Consider the following 15,188-nt stretch of genomic DNA (forward strand, 5'->3'; position numbering starts at 1 on the left):
TCGCAAACTCATCAATGGCACCACTATAAGGTGTCGCGGCTGGCGTGGTACAGGCTGACCCGGCGGAATTCGTGTGGCTCGGCCAGGTCCGGCAGGGTCAGGGCTTCGAGCACCCCCAGTTGCTGGTAGAGCGGGTGGCTGAAGTCGCGCACCCGCGAGTCGGCCACCAGCGCCTGACGGCCGCGGTCGAGGAAGGCGTCCAGCAGCGGCAGGTTGGCGCAGTCATACAGTACATCGGCGACCAGAATCAGGTCGAAGCGGTCGTCTTCGGCGAAGAAATCACGGCTGTAACCCAGCTCCACCCCGTTCAGCGCGGCATTCGCCCGGCAGGCATCGAGGGCCAGCGGGTCGAGGTCGCAGGCCACCACCTCCAGCGCACCGGCGCGGGCGGCAGCAATGCCAGCGATGCCGGAGCCGGCGCCAAAGTCCAGCACGCGCTTGCCAGCTACCCACTGCGGGCGCTCGGCCAGGTAACGGGCCATGGCCAGGCCGCTGGCCCAGCAGAAGCTCCAGTAGGGCGGGTCTTCGAGAATACGCCGGGTCTCTTCGCTGCTGAAGGCGCGGTCCATGTTCTGATCATCGACCAGCCACAGCTTCAGCTCGCAGCCGGGCAGCTCGCTGACGACCAGGCGCGCCTCGCCGATCAGGCTGCTGAGCGCCTGTTGCAGGGCAAGCGGCGCCACTTATGGCGCCTTCTCGAAACGCAGCGGGCCGGTGGCCTGGGTCTGGGCCTGGGTAATACGCACGGGCGGCAGGTGCAGGATCAGTTGACCGGAGCGGCTGGCGCGGCCGCGCAGTTCGACCCGGGCACCGGCGGGGAAGGCCTCGGGGTTGAAGCGCAGCTGGTAGGGCAGGGCCTGGCCGGTGCCGGTCAGGTTGCTGCTGGCCAGCAGGCGCTGCGGGCGGTCGCGCTCGTCGATGACCAGCAAGGCCAGTTCGACCTCGGCCCCGGCCGGGATTTCCAGCAAGGTGCCGCTCAGCTCGCGCTGGTAGGCTGGCAGCGGGCCCGGTACGTTGGCCGGTTTGGCCACCCGGGCCGGCGTGGGCGCCGCAGGGGTATCGGGCTTCGGCCTGTCGCTGCCACAGGCGGCGAGCAAGGCGGCGGCGCACAGCACGACGAGCGCTCGGTAGTGCATGGGGTTGTCCTTCACGGGCAGATTTCCCATGGATGTTAACCCCTTTGGCTTGTCTTGCCAGTGGGATGCGCTACCATGGCCCTCCCTTTTTTTGTTGCCTGCCACCATGCACTGTCCCTTTTGCGGTGCCAACGACACCAAGGTCATCGACTCTCGCCTCGTTGCCGAGGGCGAGCAGGTGCGCCGCCGCCGCGAATGCGTGGCCTGTGGCGAGCGCTTCACCACCTTCGAAACGGCCGAACTGGTGCTGCCCCGGCTGATCAAGCAGGACGGCACGCGCCAGCCTTTCGACGAAGAAAAACTGCGCGCCGGCATGCAACGGGCACTGGAAAAACGCCCGGTCAGCGTCGAGCGCCTGGAAGCCGCGCTGGCCCACATCAAGAGCCGCCTGCGCGCCACCGGCGAGCGTGAAGTCAAGTCGCTGGTGGTGGGTGAAATGGTCATGGCTGAGCTGCGCAAGCTCGACGAAGTGGCCTACATCCGTTTTGCCTCGGTTTACCGGCGCTTCCAGGACCTCGACGAGTTCCGCGAAGAAATCGACCGTCTGGCGCGTGAGCCGGCCAAAGAGTGACCATGCCCAACCAGACTGCCATCCTTGATGCCCACTACATGGCCCGCGCGCTGCAGCTGGCGCGCAAGGGCCTGTACAGCACTCATCCGAACCCGCGTGTCGGCTGCGTGATCGTGCGCGATGGCGAAGTGGTCGGCGAGGGCTGGCACGTGCGTGCCGGCGAGCCGCACGCCGAAGTGCATGCCCTGCGCCAGGCTGGTGAACGTGCCCGGGGTGCCTGTGCCTACGTCACCCTGGAGCCGTGCAGCCACCATGGCCGCACGCCGCCGTGCGCCGAAGCGTTGGTCAAGGCCGGCGTGGCGCGGGTGGTCGCCGCCATGCAGGACCCTAACCCGCAAGTGGCAGGGCAAGGCCTGCAACGCCTGGCCGAGGCCGGCATCGAAGTGGCCAGCGGGGTGCTCGAGGGCGAGGCCCGCGCGCTCAACCCGGGCTTTCTCAAGCGCATGGAGCACGGCCTGCCGTTCGTTCGCGCCAAACTGGCGATGAGCCTGGACGGGCGCACGGCCATGGCCAGCGGTGAAAGCCAGTGGATCACCGGCCCGGCCGCCCGTTCTGCCGTGCAGCGCCTGCGCGCCCGCTCCAGCGTGGTACTGACCAGCGCCGCCAGCGTACTGGCCGACCATGCGCGCATGACCGTACGCGGTGCCGAGCTGGGCCTGGATGCCGAAGCCACCGCCCTGGCGCTCAGCCGTGCACCGCTGCGCGTGCTGGTCGATGGCCGCCTGCGCCTGCCGCTGGACGCACCGTTCTTCCAGGCCGGCCCGGCCCTGGTGGTGTGCGCTGTCGCGGATGACCCGCGCTATGCCGCTGCCGGCCACGAACTGCTCAGCCTGCCGGGCAATAATGGCCAGGTCGACCTGCCCGCGCTGCTGCAGGCCCTGGCTGCCCGTGGCGTCAACGAAATCCTGCTGGAAGCCGGGGCCGGCCTGGTCGGTGCCTTTGCCCGGCAGGGCCTGATCGACGAGTACCAGTTGTTCGTCGCCGGCACCTTCCTCGGCTGCCATGCCCGCCCGCTGCTGGACTGGCCAATGGACAAGATGAGCGAAGCGCCGCGGCTGAAAATTACCGGAATGCGCGCAGTGGGCGATGACTGGCGGGTCACGGCCGTACCCCTGCCGGCGCCCGGCGTATAATGCCCGGCTTGCCCTGCGCAAACCGTTTTTGAGGAAGACCCAATGTTCACCGGCATCATCGAATCCATCGGCACCATCCGCAGCCTGACCCCCAAGGGGGGGGACGTGCGCGTCTACGTCGAAACCGGCAAGCTCGACCTGGCTGACGTCAAGCTCGGCGACAGCATTGCCGTCAATGGCGTGTGCCTGACGGCCGTCGAATTGCCGGGCGACGGCTTCTGGGCCGACGTCAGCGTCGAGACCCTCAAGCGCACCGCTTTCATCGACCTCAAGAGCGGCAGCAAGGTCAACCTGGAAAAGGCCCTGACCCCCACCACCCGCCTGGGCGGGCACCTGGTCAGCGGCCACGTCGACGGGGTTGGCGAAATCATCTCGCGCAGCGATAACGCCCGCGCCATCCAGTTCCGTGTGCGTGCACCGAAGGAACTGGCCAAGTACATCGCCCACAAGGGTTCGATCACCGTCGACGGCACCAGCCTGACGGTCAACGAGGTCAATGGCGCCGAGTTCGAGCTGACCATTGTCCCGCACACCCTGTCCGAAACCATCATGGCCGACTACCGTGCAGGGCGTCGGGTAAACCTTGAGGTCGACTTGCTGGCCCGTTACCTGGAGCGTTTGCTGCTGGGTGACAAGGCCGCCGAACCGAGCAAGGGCAGTGGCATTACCGAAAGCTTCCTGGCCGCCAACGGCTTCTTGAAATCCTGATTGAGAAGGGGGTGCCGCGTGGCGCTCAACAGCATCGAAGAACTGGTCGAAGACATCCGCCAGGGCAAAATGGTCATCCTCATGGATGACGAAGATCGTGAAAACGAAGGCGACATCATCATGGCCGCCGAGTGCTGCCAGCCTGAGCACATCAACTTCATGGCCAAGCACGCCCGCGGCCTGATCTGCATGCCGATGACCCGCGAGCGTTGCGAAACGCTGAAGCTGCCGCTGATGGCGCCGCGCAACGGCTCCGGCTTCGGCACCAAGTTCACCGTGTCGATCGAAGCCGCTGAAGGCGTCACCACCGGCATTTCCGCCGCCGACCGTGCACGTACCGTGCAGGCCGCCGCCGCCAAGGATGCCAAGGCCGAAGACATCGTCAGCCCTGGCCACATCTTCCCGCTGATGGCCCAGCCCGGCGGCACCCTGGCCCGCGCCGGCCATACCGAGGCGGCCTGCGACCTGGCGCGCATGGCCGGTTTCGAGCCGAGCGGGGTGATCTGCGAGGTGATGAACGACGACGGCACCATGTCGCGCCGCGCCGAGCTGGAAGTGTTTGCCGCCGAACATGGCCTGAAGATCGGCACCATCGCCGACCTGATCCACTACCGCATGATCCACGAGCGCACCGTGCAGCGCGTTTCCGAGCAACTGATCGAGAGCGAGCTGGGCGAATTCAACCTGGTCACCTACCGTGACGCGGTCGAAGGCGACGTGCACATGGCGCTGACCCTGGGCAAGATCTGCGCCGAAGAGCCGACCCTGGTGCGCGTGCACAACATGGACCCGCTGCGCGACCTGCTGCTGGTCAAGCAGCCGGGCCGCTGGAGCCTGCGCGCCGCCATGGCCGCGGTGGCCGAGGCCGGCAGCGGCGTGGTACTGCTGCTGGGCCACCCGCTGGACGGCGACGTACTGCTGGCGCACATCCGCGAAAGTGCCGGCGAAGCGCCGGTCAAGGCGCCGACCACCTACAGCACCGTGGGTGCCGGTTCGCAGATCCTGCGTGACCTGGGTGTGCGCAAGATGCGCCTGATGAGTTCGCCGATGAAGTTCAACGCGATATCCGGATTCGATCTGGAAGTTGTAGAATACGTGCCCTCCGAGTGACTTGAGGCGGCATTTGCGCCCTCCAGCTCGAGTCCATACCCCTGTCGAGGCCGCCAGCAAGCGGCCTCGCTCTTGAAGATGAGAATATCGGAATGACCCTGAAGACCATCGAAGGTACCTTCATCGCCCCCAAAGGTCGCTATGCTTTGGTGGTTGGCCGCTTCAACAGCTTCGTAGTCGAAAGCCTGGTAAGCGGTGCCGTTGATGCCCTGGTACGCCACGGTGTCAGCGAAAGCGACATCACCATCATCCGTGCCCCGGGCGCGTTCGAAATCCCGCTGGTGGCACAGAAAGTCGCCCAGCAAGGTGCCTATGACGCGATCATCGCCCTGGGCGCAGTGATCCGTGGCGGTACCCCACACTTTGAATACGTAGCGGGCGAATGCACCAAGGGCCTGGCCCAGGTGTCCATGGAGTTCGGTGTTCCGGTGGCCTTCGGCGTGCTGACCGTCGACTCCATCGAGCAAGCCATCGAGCGTTCCGGCACCAAGGCCGGTAACAAAGGTGCTGAAGCTGCCCTGTCCGCTCTGGAAATGGTCAGCCTGCTGGCGCAGTTGGAGGCCAAGTGATTAGCGACGAAAGCGATCGTTTCAACCCGCGCGATCCAAAACCTGCGGATGCCGGCAAGCCGTCGAAGAGCGCCAAGCGCCGCGAGGCCCGCAAGCTCGCGACCCAGGCGCTGTACCAGTGGCACATGGCGCAGCATTCGCTGAACGAGATCGAAGCGCAATTCCGGGTCGATAACGATTTTTCCGATGTCGATGGCGCCTATTTCCGCGAGATCCTGCATGGGGTCCCGGCGATCAAGAGCGAAATCGACAGCGCCCTGAAGCCATGCCTCGACCTGCCGCTGGAAGAACTCGACCCGGTCGAGCTGGCCGTGCTGCGCCTGTCCACCTGGGAGTTCATCAAGCGCGTCGACGTACCGTACCGCGTGGTGATCAACGAGGGTGTCGAGCTGGCCAAGGTGTTCGGTGCCACCGACGGCCACAAGTTCGTCAACGGTGTGCTGGACAAGCTGGCGCCGAACCTGCGCGAAGCAGAAGTCAAGGCGAACAAGCGCTGATCCTGGCGCCGCTAGCCCATGGGTGAGTTCGAACTGATCAACCATTACTTCGCCGCCGCGCCTTGTGCGCAAGGTGGCGAGGGCGTGGCGCTGGGTATCGGCGACGACTGTGCCCTGCTGGACCTTCCCCCTGGCGAGCAACTGGCGGTGTCCACCGACACCTTGGTGGCCGGCGTGCATTTCCCTGCGGTGTGCGATCCGCTTCTGCTGGGCCAGCGGTCGTTGGCCGTGGCGGCCAGTGACCTGGCGGCCATGGGCGCGACTGCCATAGGCTTCACCCTTGCGCTGACCTTGCCCGACGTCGGCCCCGACTGGCTCGAGGCATACGCCAACGGCCTCAGCCGCATGGCCCATCGCTGCCGCATGAGCCTGATCGGCGGTGACACCACCCGTGGCCCGTTGAGCATCACCGTGACCGTATTCGGCCGTGTGCCCGTCGGCCAGGCCTTGCGCCGCAGCGGCGCAAGGCCTGGCGACCTGCTGTGCGTGGGCGGTTCGCTGGGCAAGGCCGCCGGTGCGTTGCCGTTGGTGCTGGGTGAGCGACAGGCGCCTGCTGAGCAGGCCAAGCCGCTGCTGCGCCACTACTGGGCGCCGATGCCGCAGTTGACCCTCGGCACCTGGCTGCGAGGCCGCGCTACGGCTGCGCTGGATATCTCCGACGGCCTGCTCGCCGATTGTGGCCATATCGCCAAGGCATCCGGGGTCGCCCTCGAGGTGAACCTGGCCCAGGTACCAGTGTCTGCTGAGGTGGAGGCACTACTGGGTCGTGAGGCCGCACTGCAGGCGGCGCTTAGCGGCGGCGATGACTACGTGCTGGCCTTTACCCTGCCGCGTGAAGCACTTGCGCCGCTGACGGGCCTGGGTTTCATCGAAGTGCATGTCATTGGCCGTGTGGTCGAAGGGCAGGGCGTGACCTTGCGCGATGCGCAGGGCCGTGACATCACCCCCGCACAACGCGGCTACCAACATTTCAGGGAGACACCGTGACCGATCACCCCAACCAGGTGCCTGCGGAGTTCGTTCCGCCCTCGGTCTGGCGCAACCCATGGCACTTCATTGCCTTTGGTTTCGGCTCCGGCACCTTGCCCAAGGCCCCGGGTACCTGGGGCTCGCTGGTCGCAATCCCGTTCATCCCGCTGTGGCAGATGCTGCCCGACTGGGGCTACTGGCTGCTGCTGGGCGTGAGCATGCTGTTCGGTTTCTGGCTGTGCGGCAAGGTTGCCACTGACCTGCGTGTGCATGACCATGAAGGCATCGTCTGGGACGAAATCGTCGGCATGTGGATAACCCTCTGGCTGGTGCCGGAAGGCTGGCAATGGCTGCTGGCAGGGTTCCTGATGTTCCGCTTCTTCGACATCCTCAAGCCGTGGCCGATCCGCTGGGTCGACCGCCACGTACATGGGGGTGTCGGGATCATGCTCGACGATATCCTGGCCGGTGTGTTCGCCTGGCTGGGCATGCAGGTGCTGGTGTGGGCGGTTGCCTGATTCGCCGGCGGTTGCCGACGCTGCTGCTGGCCATGCTGCTCAGCTTTGCGCCGTGGCTAGCGGCTGCCGAGCGCGTACCCGCTCAAATTCACCTGGTCAGCGAGCAGTGGCTCGACTACACCAACGCCGACGGTACCGGGGTGGCCTGGGATGTGCTGCGCAAGGTGTTCGAGCCGGCCGGGGTCAAGGTGCTCGCCCAGAGCGTGCCCTATAGCCGGGCGGTCGGGCTGGTCAAACGCGGCGAGGCGGATGCCTGGGTGGGGTCTTACAAGGAAGAGAACGCCGACAACCTGTATCCGCGTTGGCACTTCGACATGGACCACATCTACGCCCTGGGCCTGGCCAGCAAGCCCGTACCTACCCTGGAGAACATAGGCCAGTATCGTCTGGCCTGGGTGCGTGGCTACGACTTCGGCAGCTACCTGCCCAATATCCAGGATTCCCGCGAAGTGCAGCGCCGCGAGAGCATTCTGCCGATGCTCGAACATGACCGGGTGGACTTCTACATCGATGCGGCGGCGGAAGTCGATAACGTGCTCGGCCGGGCTTCCCAGCCCGAGCGTTTCCGCCGCACCCACATCGCCGAACTGCCGCTGTACCTGGCTTTTGCCCGCAGCGACAAGGCCAAGGCCCTGCGTGAGCTGTTCGACAAGCGCATGGCCGAGCTGGTGCGCAGCGGCGAACTGAAACCGATTTTCGAACGTTGGCAGCAGCCGTATCCGTTCGGTCCGGGCAGCAAGCCGCAATAGCGCCGAGGCAGAGCGCCTCAGCATCATGGCTGCTCCCTGCTAAGCATCGAACTTTTCGATCTTACCCCACGGTATTCAGCCAGCGCACAGCCCTCAACCTGCTGATACAATCGGCCCACGAGAAATTTCCTACTTATTCCAGGAGCACAACGTGCCCGTCGTCTTTGTTGCCGCCTCTAAACTCCCGACTCCCTTCGCGACCTTCACCATGCATGGTTTCCTCGACGAAGCCACGGGCCGTGAGCATGTGGTGCTCAGCCTGGGTGACATCGCGGACGGCCAGCCGGTGCTGGGGCGCCTGCACTCCGAGTGCCTGACCGGCGATGCCCTGTTCAGCCAGCGCTGTGACTGTGGCTCGCAACTGGAAGCAGCGTTGCAGGCCATCGCCCGCGAGGGCCGCGGCGTGCTGCTGTACCTGCGCCAGGAAGGCCGTGGCATTGGCCTGCTGAACAAGATCCGCGCCTATGAACTGCAGGATGGTGGCGCCGATACCGTCGAGGCCAACGAACGCCTGGGCTTCGCCGCCGACCAGCGCGACTACGCCATGTGCCTGCCGATGCTGGAGCACCTGGGGGTGAAGTCGCTGCGCCTGATGACCAACAACCCGCGCAAGGTCAAAGCCCTGACCGACATGAACATCGTCGTCGCCGAGCGCGTGCCGCTGCACACCGGGCACAACCCGCACAACCGCTATTACCTGGCAACCAAGGCCGGCAAGCTCGGTCACATGCTGGGTAACGAGCACCAGGGCGAGGTGCCCCAGGCGTGACCCGCGCCGAGGTCAAGCGGCGTCTGGCGCTGGCGTGGTGGCAATACCTGGCGGTGGGCCTGGTGCCGCTGCCGGTCATGGCCTGGGCCTTTGGCGGTGGTGATGCGCTGGTGCCGGTGCTGGCCATGCCGCTGTTCATTGGCGGCGCGGCGACCATGTTCCTCAGCCTGCCGCGCTTCGCGGCCTACAAGCGCGCGTTGATTGCCACCTCGCAGGTGCTGGGCACTGGCGAAGAGCCCGCCGCCTGGATCGAGCTGGCGCGGGTACGGCGCCTGGCCATGCTGTATGCCTGCTTCCCGGCCTGGGTCGCTGCGCTGTCGGTGTTGGTCGGCCTTGAGGCGGTGCCGCAGATCCTGCTGGCGTTGTCCACCGTGGTGGTGCTTTACCTCTACCGCATTCCGCGCCAGCTCGGCTGACGCCTGCTGCCTGGCCCGCTGGGCAGATGCTCGAAGCGATGGGGCACCGATGTGCTAGCGCGCGCTGGCGTCCAGGTGAGATTCGGCGAGGGCTGCGCCCTCGATCGCGACACAAGGCCGCTCCTACAGGAAGGCGCAGCCCTCGGTCGCGGCGCAAGGCGCATCAGGAAGGCGCAGCCCTCGGTCGCGGCGCAAGGCGCATCAGGAAGGCGCAGCCCTCGGTCGCGGCGCAAGGCGCATCAGGAAGGCGCAACCCTCGTTCGCGATGCAAGGCGCATTCCTGTAGGAGCGGCCTTGCGTCGCGATGGGCCGCAAGGCGGCCCCAGGGGGATTACAGCCCGAGCCTGGCCATCCGAGCCTTCACCGAAGCCTCGATCCCGGCTGCATCCAGCCCACACTCAGCCAGCATTTGTGCAGGCTTGGCATGCTCGACGTAGATGTCCGGCAGCCCCAGATGCAGCAACGGTTTCACGATTGCCTGGCTGGCCAGGAACTCGCCGACGGCAGCCCCCGCACCGCCCATGATGGCGTTTTCTTCGATGGTCACCAGCAGTTCATGGCTAGCAGCCAGCTCCAGCACCAGCGCCTCGTCCAGCGGCTTGACGAAGCGCATGTCGACCACCGTGGCGTTGATCTGCTCAGCCACCTGCATGGCCTCGGCCAGTTGCACGCCGAACACCAGCAAGGCGACTTTCTCGCCCTGGCGCCGCACGATGCCCTTGCCGATCTCCAGCGGTTCCAGGTCGCCGCTGATCGGCGCGTTGGGGCCGGTGCCGCGCGGGTAGCGTACCGCCGCCGGGCCGTTGTACAGGTGGCCGGTGCTGAGCATCTTGCGCAGCTCGTTCTCGTTGCTCGGGGTCATCACCAGCATGCCCGGGATGCAGCGCAGGTACGACAGGTCGTAGCTACCCGCGTGGGTCGGGCCGTCTTCGCCGACCAGGCCGGCGCGGTCGATGGCGAACAGCACGTCGAGGTTCTGCACCGCCACGTCGTGGATCAGCTGGTCATAGGCGCGCTGCAGGAAGGTGGAATAAATCGCCACCACCGGCTTGCTGCCCTCGCAGGCCATGCCCGCCGCCAGGGTCACGGCATGCTGCTCGGCAATCGCCACGTCGAAGTAGCGCTCCGGGTAGCGTTCGCTGAAAGCGACCAGGTCGGAACCTTCCTTCATCGCCGGGGTAATACCCACCAGGCGCTTGTCGGCAGCGGCCATGTCGCACAGCCACTGGCCAAACACGGCGGAATACTTGGGTCCGCTGGCTTTTTTCGGCGCGGCGGGCTTGTCTGCCGGTTCCAGCTTGGTAATGGCGTGATAGCCGATCGGGTCAAGCTCGGCGGGGGCGAAGCCCTTGCCCTTCTTGGTGACCACGTGCAGGAACTGCGGGCCCTTGAGGTCACGCATGTTGCGCAGGGTGGCGATCATGGTTGGCAGGTCATGACCGTCGATCGGGCCGATGTAGTTCCAGCCCAGCTCTTCGAACAGCGTACCCGGCACCAGCATGCCTTTGGCGTATTCCTCGGTGCGGCGGGCGATTTCCCAGGCGCCTGGCAGGCGTGACAGCACTTTCTTGCTGCCTTCGCGCATGCTCGCGTAGGTGCGGCTGGAGAGGATCTTGGCCAGGTAGTTGGACAGGCCGCCGACGTTGCGCGAAATCGACATGTCGTTGTCGTTGAGGATCACCAGCATGTCGGCGTTGACTTCCTGGGCGTGGTTCAACGCCTCGAAGGCCATGCCGGCGGTCAGCGCGCCGTCACCAATCACCGCGATCGACTTGCGCGCGCTGTTTTGCAGACGGGCGGCAATGGCCATGCCCAGCGCGGCGCTGATCGAGGTGCTGGAATGGCCGACGCCGAAGGTGTCGTACTCGCTCTCGCTGCGGCGCGGGAAGGCGGCGATGCCGTCTTTCTGGCGCAGGCTGAGCATGCGCTTACGGCGCCCGGTGAGGATCTTGTGCGGGTAGGCCTGGTGGCCGACGTCCCACACCAGCCGGTCGTCCGGGGTGTCGAAGACGTAGTGCAGGGCGATGGTCAGCTCGATGACGCCCAGGCCGGCACCAAAATGCCCACCGGTCTGGCCCACGGTGTAGAGCAGCTCCTGGCGCAGTTCGTCGGCCAGGGTCTCCAGGTCGGCTTCGGCCAGCCGGCGCAGGCCGGCAGGCGTGTCAGCGCGGTCGAGCAACGGCGTGACCGGGCGTTCGCGGGGGATCTCTTGAAACGTCGTGGGCATCAGGCGAGTCGTTATAGGTGTGTAAGACGCGGCAGTTTACCCCATTGTAGGAAATACTGCCCATTCAGACGGGTGTCGCATGGGCCTGCTTTGCAGCCCATCGCCGGCAAGCCAGCACGCACAGGGTATTCAGTTTTATAGCCACTGAGGCGTCTGTGGCCGCTGGCTTGCCGGCGATGGGCCGCACCGCGGCCCCAATCAAATCAGTTGCGGCGCTCGACGATATAGCGCGCCAAGGCTCGCAGCGGCTCGGCTTTTTCGCCAAAACCATCCAGTGCGAGCAGTGCCTGGTCGCGCAGTTCGATGGCATAGGCCTTGGCCGCCTCCAGGCCCAGCAATGCCGGGTAGGTCGGCTTGTCGCGGGCGATGTCGGCGCCCTGACGCTTGCCAAGGGTGGCGGTGTCGCTTTCCACATCGAGGATGTCGTCCTGCACCTGGAACGCCAGGCCGATGGCCTGGGCATAGGCCTGCAAGGCATCCAGTTGCGCCTGTTCGGCGCGGGCGCTGGCCAGGGCGCCCAGGCGCACGCTGGCTTCGATCAGCGCACCGGTCTTGTGCCGGTGCATGGACTCCAGCGCCTGCTGGTCAAGCTTCAGGCCCACCGAGCCGAGGTCGATGGCCTGGCCGCCGACCATGCCGGCCGGGCCGGCGGCCTTGGCCAGCGCCTGGACCATGGCCAGGCGGATGCTGTCGGCCTGCGGGCTCAGGCGTGGGTCGAGCAGGGCGCTGAAGGCCAGGCTCTGCAAACCATCGCCAGCGAGGATGGCACAGGCTTCATCGAAGGCCTTGTGAGTGGTTGGCTGGCCCCGGCGCAGGTCGTCGTCGTCCATCGCCGGCAAATCGTCATGCACCAGCGAGTAGGCGTGGATGAGCTCTACCGCACAGGCCGCGCCGTTGGCCTGTTCGGCCGGGGCGCCCAGGGCTTCGCAGGCCGCATAGACCAGCAACGGGCGCACGCGCTTGCCGCCGTTCATCACGCTGTAGCGCATGGCGGCGTAGAGGCGCTCGAGTTCCCGGGTGGGGGCGACGAACAGCGGCTCGAGTGCGGCGTCGACCCGCGCCTGGCAGTTGGCCTGGTAGGTGCCGATCATGCTTCCGGCTCCGCGTCGAAGGGCTGCGCGGCCAGCTCGCCGTCGCGTTCCAGCAGGATCTGCACCTTCTGCTCGGCCTGGGCCAGGGCGCCTTGGCAATCACGGGTCAGGGCGATGCCTTGCTCGAAGGCGGCCAGCGACTCTTCCAGCGACAATTCGCCGTTCTCCAGGCGCTCGACCAGGGCTTGCAGGTCTGCGAGGGATTGCTCGAAATCGAGGGAGGCTTTTTTGCGGGCCATGGCGACTGTCTCGGTGGCATTCAGAACGGCGCGACACTAGCAGAGCGGGGCGGGGGGAGCAAACTTCCGGCCACCCGATCGGCTAACGCCGTCAATTGTGTAGGAGCGGCCTTGTGTCGCGAAAGGGCCGCACAGCGGCCCCACGATGTCAGCGCAGATGCACAAATTGCTGGGGCTGCTTTGCAGCCCTTTCGCGACACAAGGCCGCTACAGGCACTGTGTCCCGGTGCGGGATCAGGCTGGCTCTGCTTCTAGCTCCAGCATGGCCTCACGGTACTGCGCCAGTTCCTCGATGGTCAGCACCGGCAAATTGTACTGCCGTGCATACACCGCCACCTGCTCGCCGCGCGCCATGCTGCCATCGGGATTCATCAGCTCGCACAGCACCGCCGCCGGGCGCAGGCCGGCCAGGCGCGCCAGGTCCACCGAACCTTCGGTGTGGCCACGGCGGGTCAGCACCCCGCCATTGCGCGCGCGCAGCGGGAATACATGGCCCGGGCTGACGATATGGCGCTGCTCGGCAGTAGAGCGCAGCGCCGCGCCGATGGTGGTGATGCGGTCCTGGGCGGAAACCCCGGTGCTGATTCCTTCGGCCGCCTCGATGGTGACGGTGAAGCCGGTGCCATGGCGAGCCTGGTTGTTCTGCACCATCGGTGCCAGCTGCAGCTCGTCGACGGTGGCTTCGTCCAGGCACAGGCAGACGATGCCGCTGCAATCGCGAATCATCATGGCCATGGTCTGCAGCGAAATGTTCTCGGCGGCGGCAATGATGTCCGCTTCGTCCTCGCGGTCGTCATCGTCGAGCAGCAGCACAGGGCGCCCGGCCTGGAAGGCGGCGATGGCGGCGGCAACATTGGGAAATTGTGGGTGGCGCTGGGTGGACATGAAACGCTCCTCGTGAATGATCGATGAACGTCTCGGGGCGAACCAAATGCGCGCGCAGGGGCGCCCGGATGGCCCCTGCCTGACGCCTTCTTTCATCCGGACTATGACCGTCGGCCCTGGAATTGCACCAGATCTGCTGACCCCCGGCATGGCCGGGGCGCTCGCGGGCTCATCTTTCGATTTACCGCCGGTGGGGACTTTCACCCCGCCCTGAAGACCGGCCAAGCATACCGCACCTCGCCACCCCGCTGGCAACCCACGGCGCTACGACCTTTGGCGGTATCATGCCGGCATGGCCTTTCAGGAACAGCCCCATGGACATTCTCCAGGTTGCCGGCGGCAAGCCGGTCAAGTTATGGACCGATGGCGTGCCGGTCGAAGACGACGCCCGCCGGCAATTGCTCAATACCGCCAGGATGCCGTTCATCTTCAAGCACCTGGCGGTGATGCCGGACGTGCATCTGGGCAAAGGCTCGACCATCGGCAGCGTGATCCCGACCGTTGGCGCGATCATCCCCGCGGCGGTAGGGGTAGACATCGGCTGCGGCATGATCGCCGCGCGCACCTCGCTGCATGCCCGCGACCTGCCGGACCATCTGCACGGCCTGCGCAGCGCCATCGAGCAGGCGGTGCCGCATGGCAAGACGTTCGGCAAACATGACCAGGGCGCCTGGGCCGATGTGCCGGCCCAGGCCGACCAGGCCTGGGGGCGGTTGGCCGGGCGGTTCAAGGCCATTACCGACAAGTACCCGCGCCTGGCGAAGACCAACAACCGCCAGCACCTGGGTACGCTGGGGGGTGGCAACCACTTCATCGAGGTGTGCCTGGACGAGGCCGACCGTGTCTGGTTCATGCTGCACAGCGGCTCGCGGGGGGTGGGCAATGCGATTGGCAACCTGTTCATCGAACTGGCCCAGGCCGACATGCGCCAGCACCTGGCCAACCTGCCAGACAAGGACCTGGCGTACTTCGAGGAAGGCAGCCGCCATTTCGCCGACTACGTGGAAGCGGTGGAATGGGCGCAGGACTATGCCCGGCAGAACCGCGAGCTGATGATGCTGGCGGTGGTCGGGGCAGCCCGCAAGGTGCTGGGCAAACCGTTCGAGGCTAGCCTGGAAGCGGTGAACTGCCACCACAACTATGTGCAGCGCGAGCAGCATTTTGGCCGCGAAGTGCTGGTGACGCGCAAGGGCGCGGTGTCGGCGCAGAAAGGGCAGCTAGGCATCATTCCTGGGTCGATGGGGGCCAGGAGCTTCATCGTGCGGGGGCTGGGTAACGAGGAATCGTTCTGTTCCTGCAGCCATGGCGCCGGCCGGGTGATGAGCCGGACCAAGGCCAAGAGTCGCTTCACCGTGGAGGACCAGCGACGGGCCACGGCGCATGTGGAATGCCGCAAGGACAAGGAGGTGATCGACGAGATCCCGATGGCCTACAAGGACATCGATGCGGTGATGCGCGCGCAGCGGGAACTGGTGGAGGTGGTGCACACCTTGCGCCAGGTGGTGTGTGTGAAGGGCTGACGGGGGTATTCCTGCACTGGCCTCTCGCGGGTAAACCCGCTCCTACAGGGGCTCCACAGGCTTCAAGATTTGCACGGTACC

18 protein-coding genes and 1 riboswitch are annotated in these 15,188 nt (G+C 66.0%); of the genes, 12 read left to right on the top strand and 6 right to left on the bottom strand.

The annotated features are described in order from the left end of the window. Positions 1 to 23 precede the first annotated feature (23 nt). Positions 24 to 683 carry a class I SAM-dependent methyltransferase gene (locus tag HU763_RS02720; RefSeq protein ID WP_186689720.1) on the bottom strand — a complete coding sequence of 220 codons (660 nt, stop codon included), beginning with the start codon at positions 681 to 683 and terminating at the stop codon, positions 24 to 26. After that, entirely contained in the window at positions 684 to 1,136 is a 453-nt protein-coding gene (locus HU763_RS02725) for a YbaY family lipoprotein (protein ID WP_170028053.1), read from the bottom strand. It lies immediately after the preceding gene. Between the two features lie 106 nt (positions 1,137 to 1,242). On the opposite strand from HU763_RS02725, the gene nrdR reads away from it, so the two are divergent. The 11 genes from nrdR (at position 1,243) to HU763_RS02780 (ending at position 9,145) form a co-directional block, all read left to right on the top strand. After that, positions 1,243 to 1,707 carry a transcriptional regulator NrdR gene (gene nrdR, locus HU763_RS02730; RefSeq protein WP_003255402.1) on the top strand — a complete coding sequence of 155 codons (465 nt, stop codon included), beginning with the start codon at positions 1,243 to 1,245 and terminating at the stop codon, positions 1,705 to 1,707. Positions 1,708 to 1,709: 2 nt separating this feature from the next. Further along, the gene (gene ribD, locus HU763_RS02735; protein ID WP_186689718.1) at positions 1,710 to 2,840 is read left to right on the top strand and encodes a bifunctional diaminohydroxyphosphoribosylaminopyrimidine deaminase/5-amino-6-(5-phosphoribosylamino)uracil reductase RibD; all 1,131 of its coding nucleotides are present in this window, start codon (positions 1,710 to 1,712) and stop codon (positions 2,838 to 2,840) included. A gap of 42 nt (positions 2,841 to 2,882) precedes the next feature. Then, a complete protein-coding gene (locus HU763_RS02740; protein WP_170028055.1) occupies positions 2,883 to 3,548 on the top strand; it encodes a riboflavin synthase in 666 nt (221 codons plus the stop codon). Positions 3,549 to 3,566: 18 nt separating this feature from the next. Next, on the top strand, positions 3,567 to 4,658 hold the full coding sequence (gene ribBA / locus HU763_RS02745; protein WP_170028056.1) for a bifunctional 3,4-dihydroxy-2-butanone-4-phosphate synthase/GTP cyclohydrolase II: 1,092 nt from the start codon (positions 3,567 to 3,569) through the stop codon (positions 4,656 to 4,658). Positions 4,659 to 4,750: 92 nt separating this feature from the next. Continuing rightward, positions 4,751 to 5,227: a 6,7-dimethyl-8-ribityllumazine synthase gene (gene ribH / locus HU763_RS02750; protein WP_003255395.1), complete on the top strand. Its 477-nt coding sequence runs from the start codon at positions 4,751 to 4,753 to the stop codon at positions 5,225 to 5,227. After that, entirely contained in the window at positions 5,224 to 5,724 is a 501-nt protein-coding gene (nusB, locus tag HU763_RS02755; protein WP_170028057.1) for a transcription antitermination factor NusB, read from the top strand. Before ribH ends, nusB begins: the two co-directional genes overlap by 4 nt. An 18-nt stretch (positions 5,725 to 5,742) precedes the next feature. After that, positions 5,743 to 6,711 (top strand): thiamine-phosphate kinase, encoded by a 969-nt coding sequence (thiL, locus tag HU763_RS02760; protein WP_186689716.1) that lies wholly within the window; start codon positions 5,743 to 5,745, stop codon positions 6,709 to 6,711. Beyond that, positions 6,708 to 7,211 (top strand): phosphatidylglycerophosphatase A family protein, encoded by a 504-nt coding sequence (locus HU763_RS02765; RefSeq protein ID WP_170028059.1) that lies wholly within the window; start codon positions 6,708 to 6,710, stop codon positions 7,209 to 7,211. The genes thiL and HU763_RS02765 overlap by 4 nt, the downstream gene beginning before the upstream one ends. A gap of 32 nt (positions 7,212 to 7,243) precedes the next feature. Next, positions 7,244 to 7,960 (top strand): substrate-binding periplasmic protein, encoded by a 717-nt coding sequence (locus tag HU763_RS02770; RefSeq protein ID WP_186689753.1) that lies wholly within the window; start codon positions 7,244 to 7,246, stop codon positions 7,958 to 7,960. Between the two features lie 151 nt (positions 7,961 to 8,111). Further along, positions 8,112 to 8,729, top strand: a complete 618-nt coding sequence (gene ribA, locus HU763_RS02775; RefSeq protein ID WP_003260612.1) for a GTP cyclohydrolase II — start codon at positions 8,112 to 8,114, stop codon at positions 8,727 to 8,729. Continuing rightward, positions 8,726 to 9,145 carry an MFS transporter gene (locus tag HU763_RS02780; protein ID WP_186689714.1) on the top strand — a complete coding sequence of 140 codons (420 nt, stop codon included), beginning with the start codon at positions 8,726 to 8,728 and terminating at the stop codon, positions 9,143 to 9,145. The genes ribA and HU763_RS02780 overlap by 4 nt, the downstream gene beginning before the upstream one ends. Before the next feature lie 331 nt (positions 9,146 to 9,476). Here the strand turns inward: HU763_RS02780 and dxs are convergent, their stop codons facing one another. The 4 genes from dxs to ribB all read right to left on the bottom strand — a co-directional run bounded on the left by dxs (position 9,477) and on the right by ribB (position 13,587). Beyond that, positions 9,477 to 11,372, bottom strand: coding sequence for a 1-deoxy-D-xylulose-5-phosphate synthase (dxs, locus tag HU763_RS02785; RefSeq protein WP_186689713.1), 1,896 nt, complete (start codon positions 11,370 to 11,372; stop codon positions 9,477 to 9,479). Between the two features lie 203 nt (positions 11,373 to 11,575). Continuing rightward, positions 11,576 to 12,463, bottom strand: a complete 888-nt coding sequence (gene ispA, locus HU763_RS02790; protein ID WP_186689711.1) for a (2E,6E)-farnesyl diphosphate synthase — start codon at positions 12,461 to 12,463, stop codon at positions 11,576 to 11,578. Next, positions 12,460 to 12,702, bottom strand: a complete 243-nt coding sequence (locus HU763_RS02795; protein ID WP_003255380.1) for an exodeoxyribonuclease VII small subunit — start codon at positions 12,700 to 12,702, stop codon at positions 12,460 to 12,462. The genes ispA and HU763_RS02795 overlap by 4 nt, the downstream gene beginning before the upstream one ends. A 234-nt stretch (positions 12,703 to 12,936) precedes the next feature. After that, positions 12,937 to 13,587 (bottom strand): 3,4-dihydroxy-2-butanone-4-phosphate synthase, encoded by a 651-nt coding sequence (gene ribB, locus HU763_RS02800; RefSeq protein ID WP_186689709.1) that lies wholly within the window; start codon positions 13,585 to 13,587, stop codon positions 12,937 to 12,939. Between the two features lie 80 nt (positions 13,588 to 13,667). Further along, positions 13,668 to 13,809: riboswitch (FMN riboswitch) on the bottom strand. Between the two features lie 92 nt (positions 13,810 to 13,901). On the opposite strand from ribB, the gene HU763_RS02805 reads away from it, so the two are divergent. After that, complete coding sequence (locus HU763_RS02805; protein ID WP_170028064.1) at positions 13,902 to 15,107, top strand: RtcB family protein; 1,206 nt, start codon at positions 13,902 to 13,904, stop codon at positions 15,105 to 15,107. The last annotated feature ends 81 nt before the right edge of the window (positions 15,108 to 15,188 follow it).

The sequence above is a fragment of the Pseudomonas anuradhapurensis genome (genome assembly GCF_014269225.2).
In the GTDB taxonomy this organism is placed as follows: domain Bacteria; phylum Pseudomonadota; class Gammaproteobacteria; order Pseudomonadales; family Pseudomonadaceae; genus Aquipseudomonas; species Aquipseudomonas anuradhapurensis.

Excerpts from the sequence above, each read along its gene's own strand:
- dxs (WP_186689713.1), bottom strand. The coding sequence starts at position 11,372 with ATGCCCACGACGTTTCAAGAGATCCCCCGCGAACGCCCGGTCACGCCG.
- ribB (WP_186689709.1), bottom strand. The coding sequence starts at position 13,587 with ATGTCCACCCAGCGCCACCCACAATTTCCCAATGTTGCCGCCGCCATC.
- ribH (WP_003255395.1), top strand. The coding sequence starts at position 4,751 with ATGACCCTGAAGACCATCGAAGGTACCTTCATCGCCCCCAAAGGTCGC.
- HU763_RS02805 (WP_170028064.1), top strand. The coding sequence starts at position 13,902 with ATGGACATTCTCCAGGTTGCCGGCGGCAAGCCGGTCAAGTTATGGACC.
- thiL (WP_186689716.1), top strand. The coding sequence starts at position 5,743 with ATGGGTGAGTTCGAACTGATCAACCATTACTTCGCCGCCGCGCCTTGT.
- nrdR (WP_003255402.1), top strand. The coding sequence starts at position 1,243 with ATGCACTGTCCCTTTTGCGGTGCCAACGACACCAAGGTCATCGACTCT.
- HU763_RS02795 (WP_003255380.1), bottom strand. The coding sequence starts at position 12,702 with ATGGCCCGCAAAAAAGCCTCCCTCGATTTCGAGCAATCCCTCGCAGAC.
- HU763_RS02725 (WP_170028053.1), bottom strand. The coding sequence starts at position 1,136 with ATGCACTACCGAGCGCTCGTCGTGCTGTGCGCCGCCGCCTTGCTCGCC.
- HU763_RS02740 (WP_170028055.1), top strand. The coding sequence starts at position 2,883 with ATGTTCACCGGCATCATCGAATCCATCGGCACCATCCGCAGCCTGACC.
- ribD (WP_186689718.1), top strand. The coding sequence starts at position 1,710 with ATGCCCAACCAGACTGCCATCCTTGATGCCCACTACATGGCCCGCGCG.
- HU763_RS02770 (WP_186689753.1), top strand. The coding sequence starts at position 7,244 with ATGCTGCTCAGCTTTGCGCCGTGGCTAGCGGCTGCCGAGCGCGTACCC.
- ispA (WP_186689711.1), bottom strand. The coding sequence starts at position 12,463 with ATGATCGGCACCTACCAGGCCAACTGCCAGGCGCGGGTCGACGCCGCA.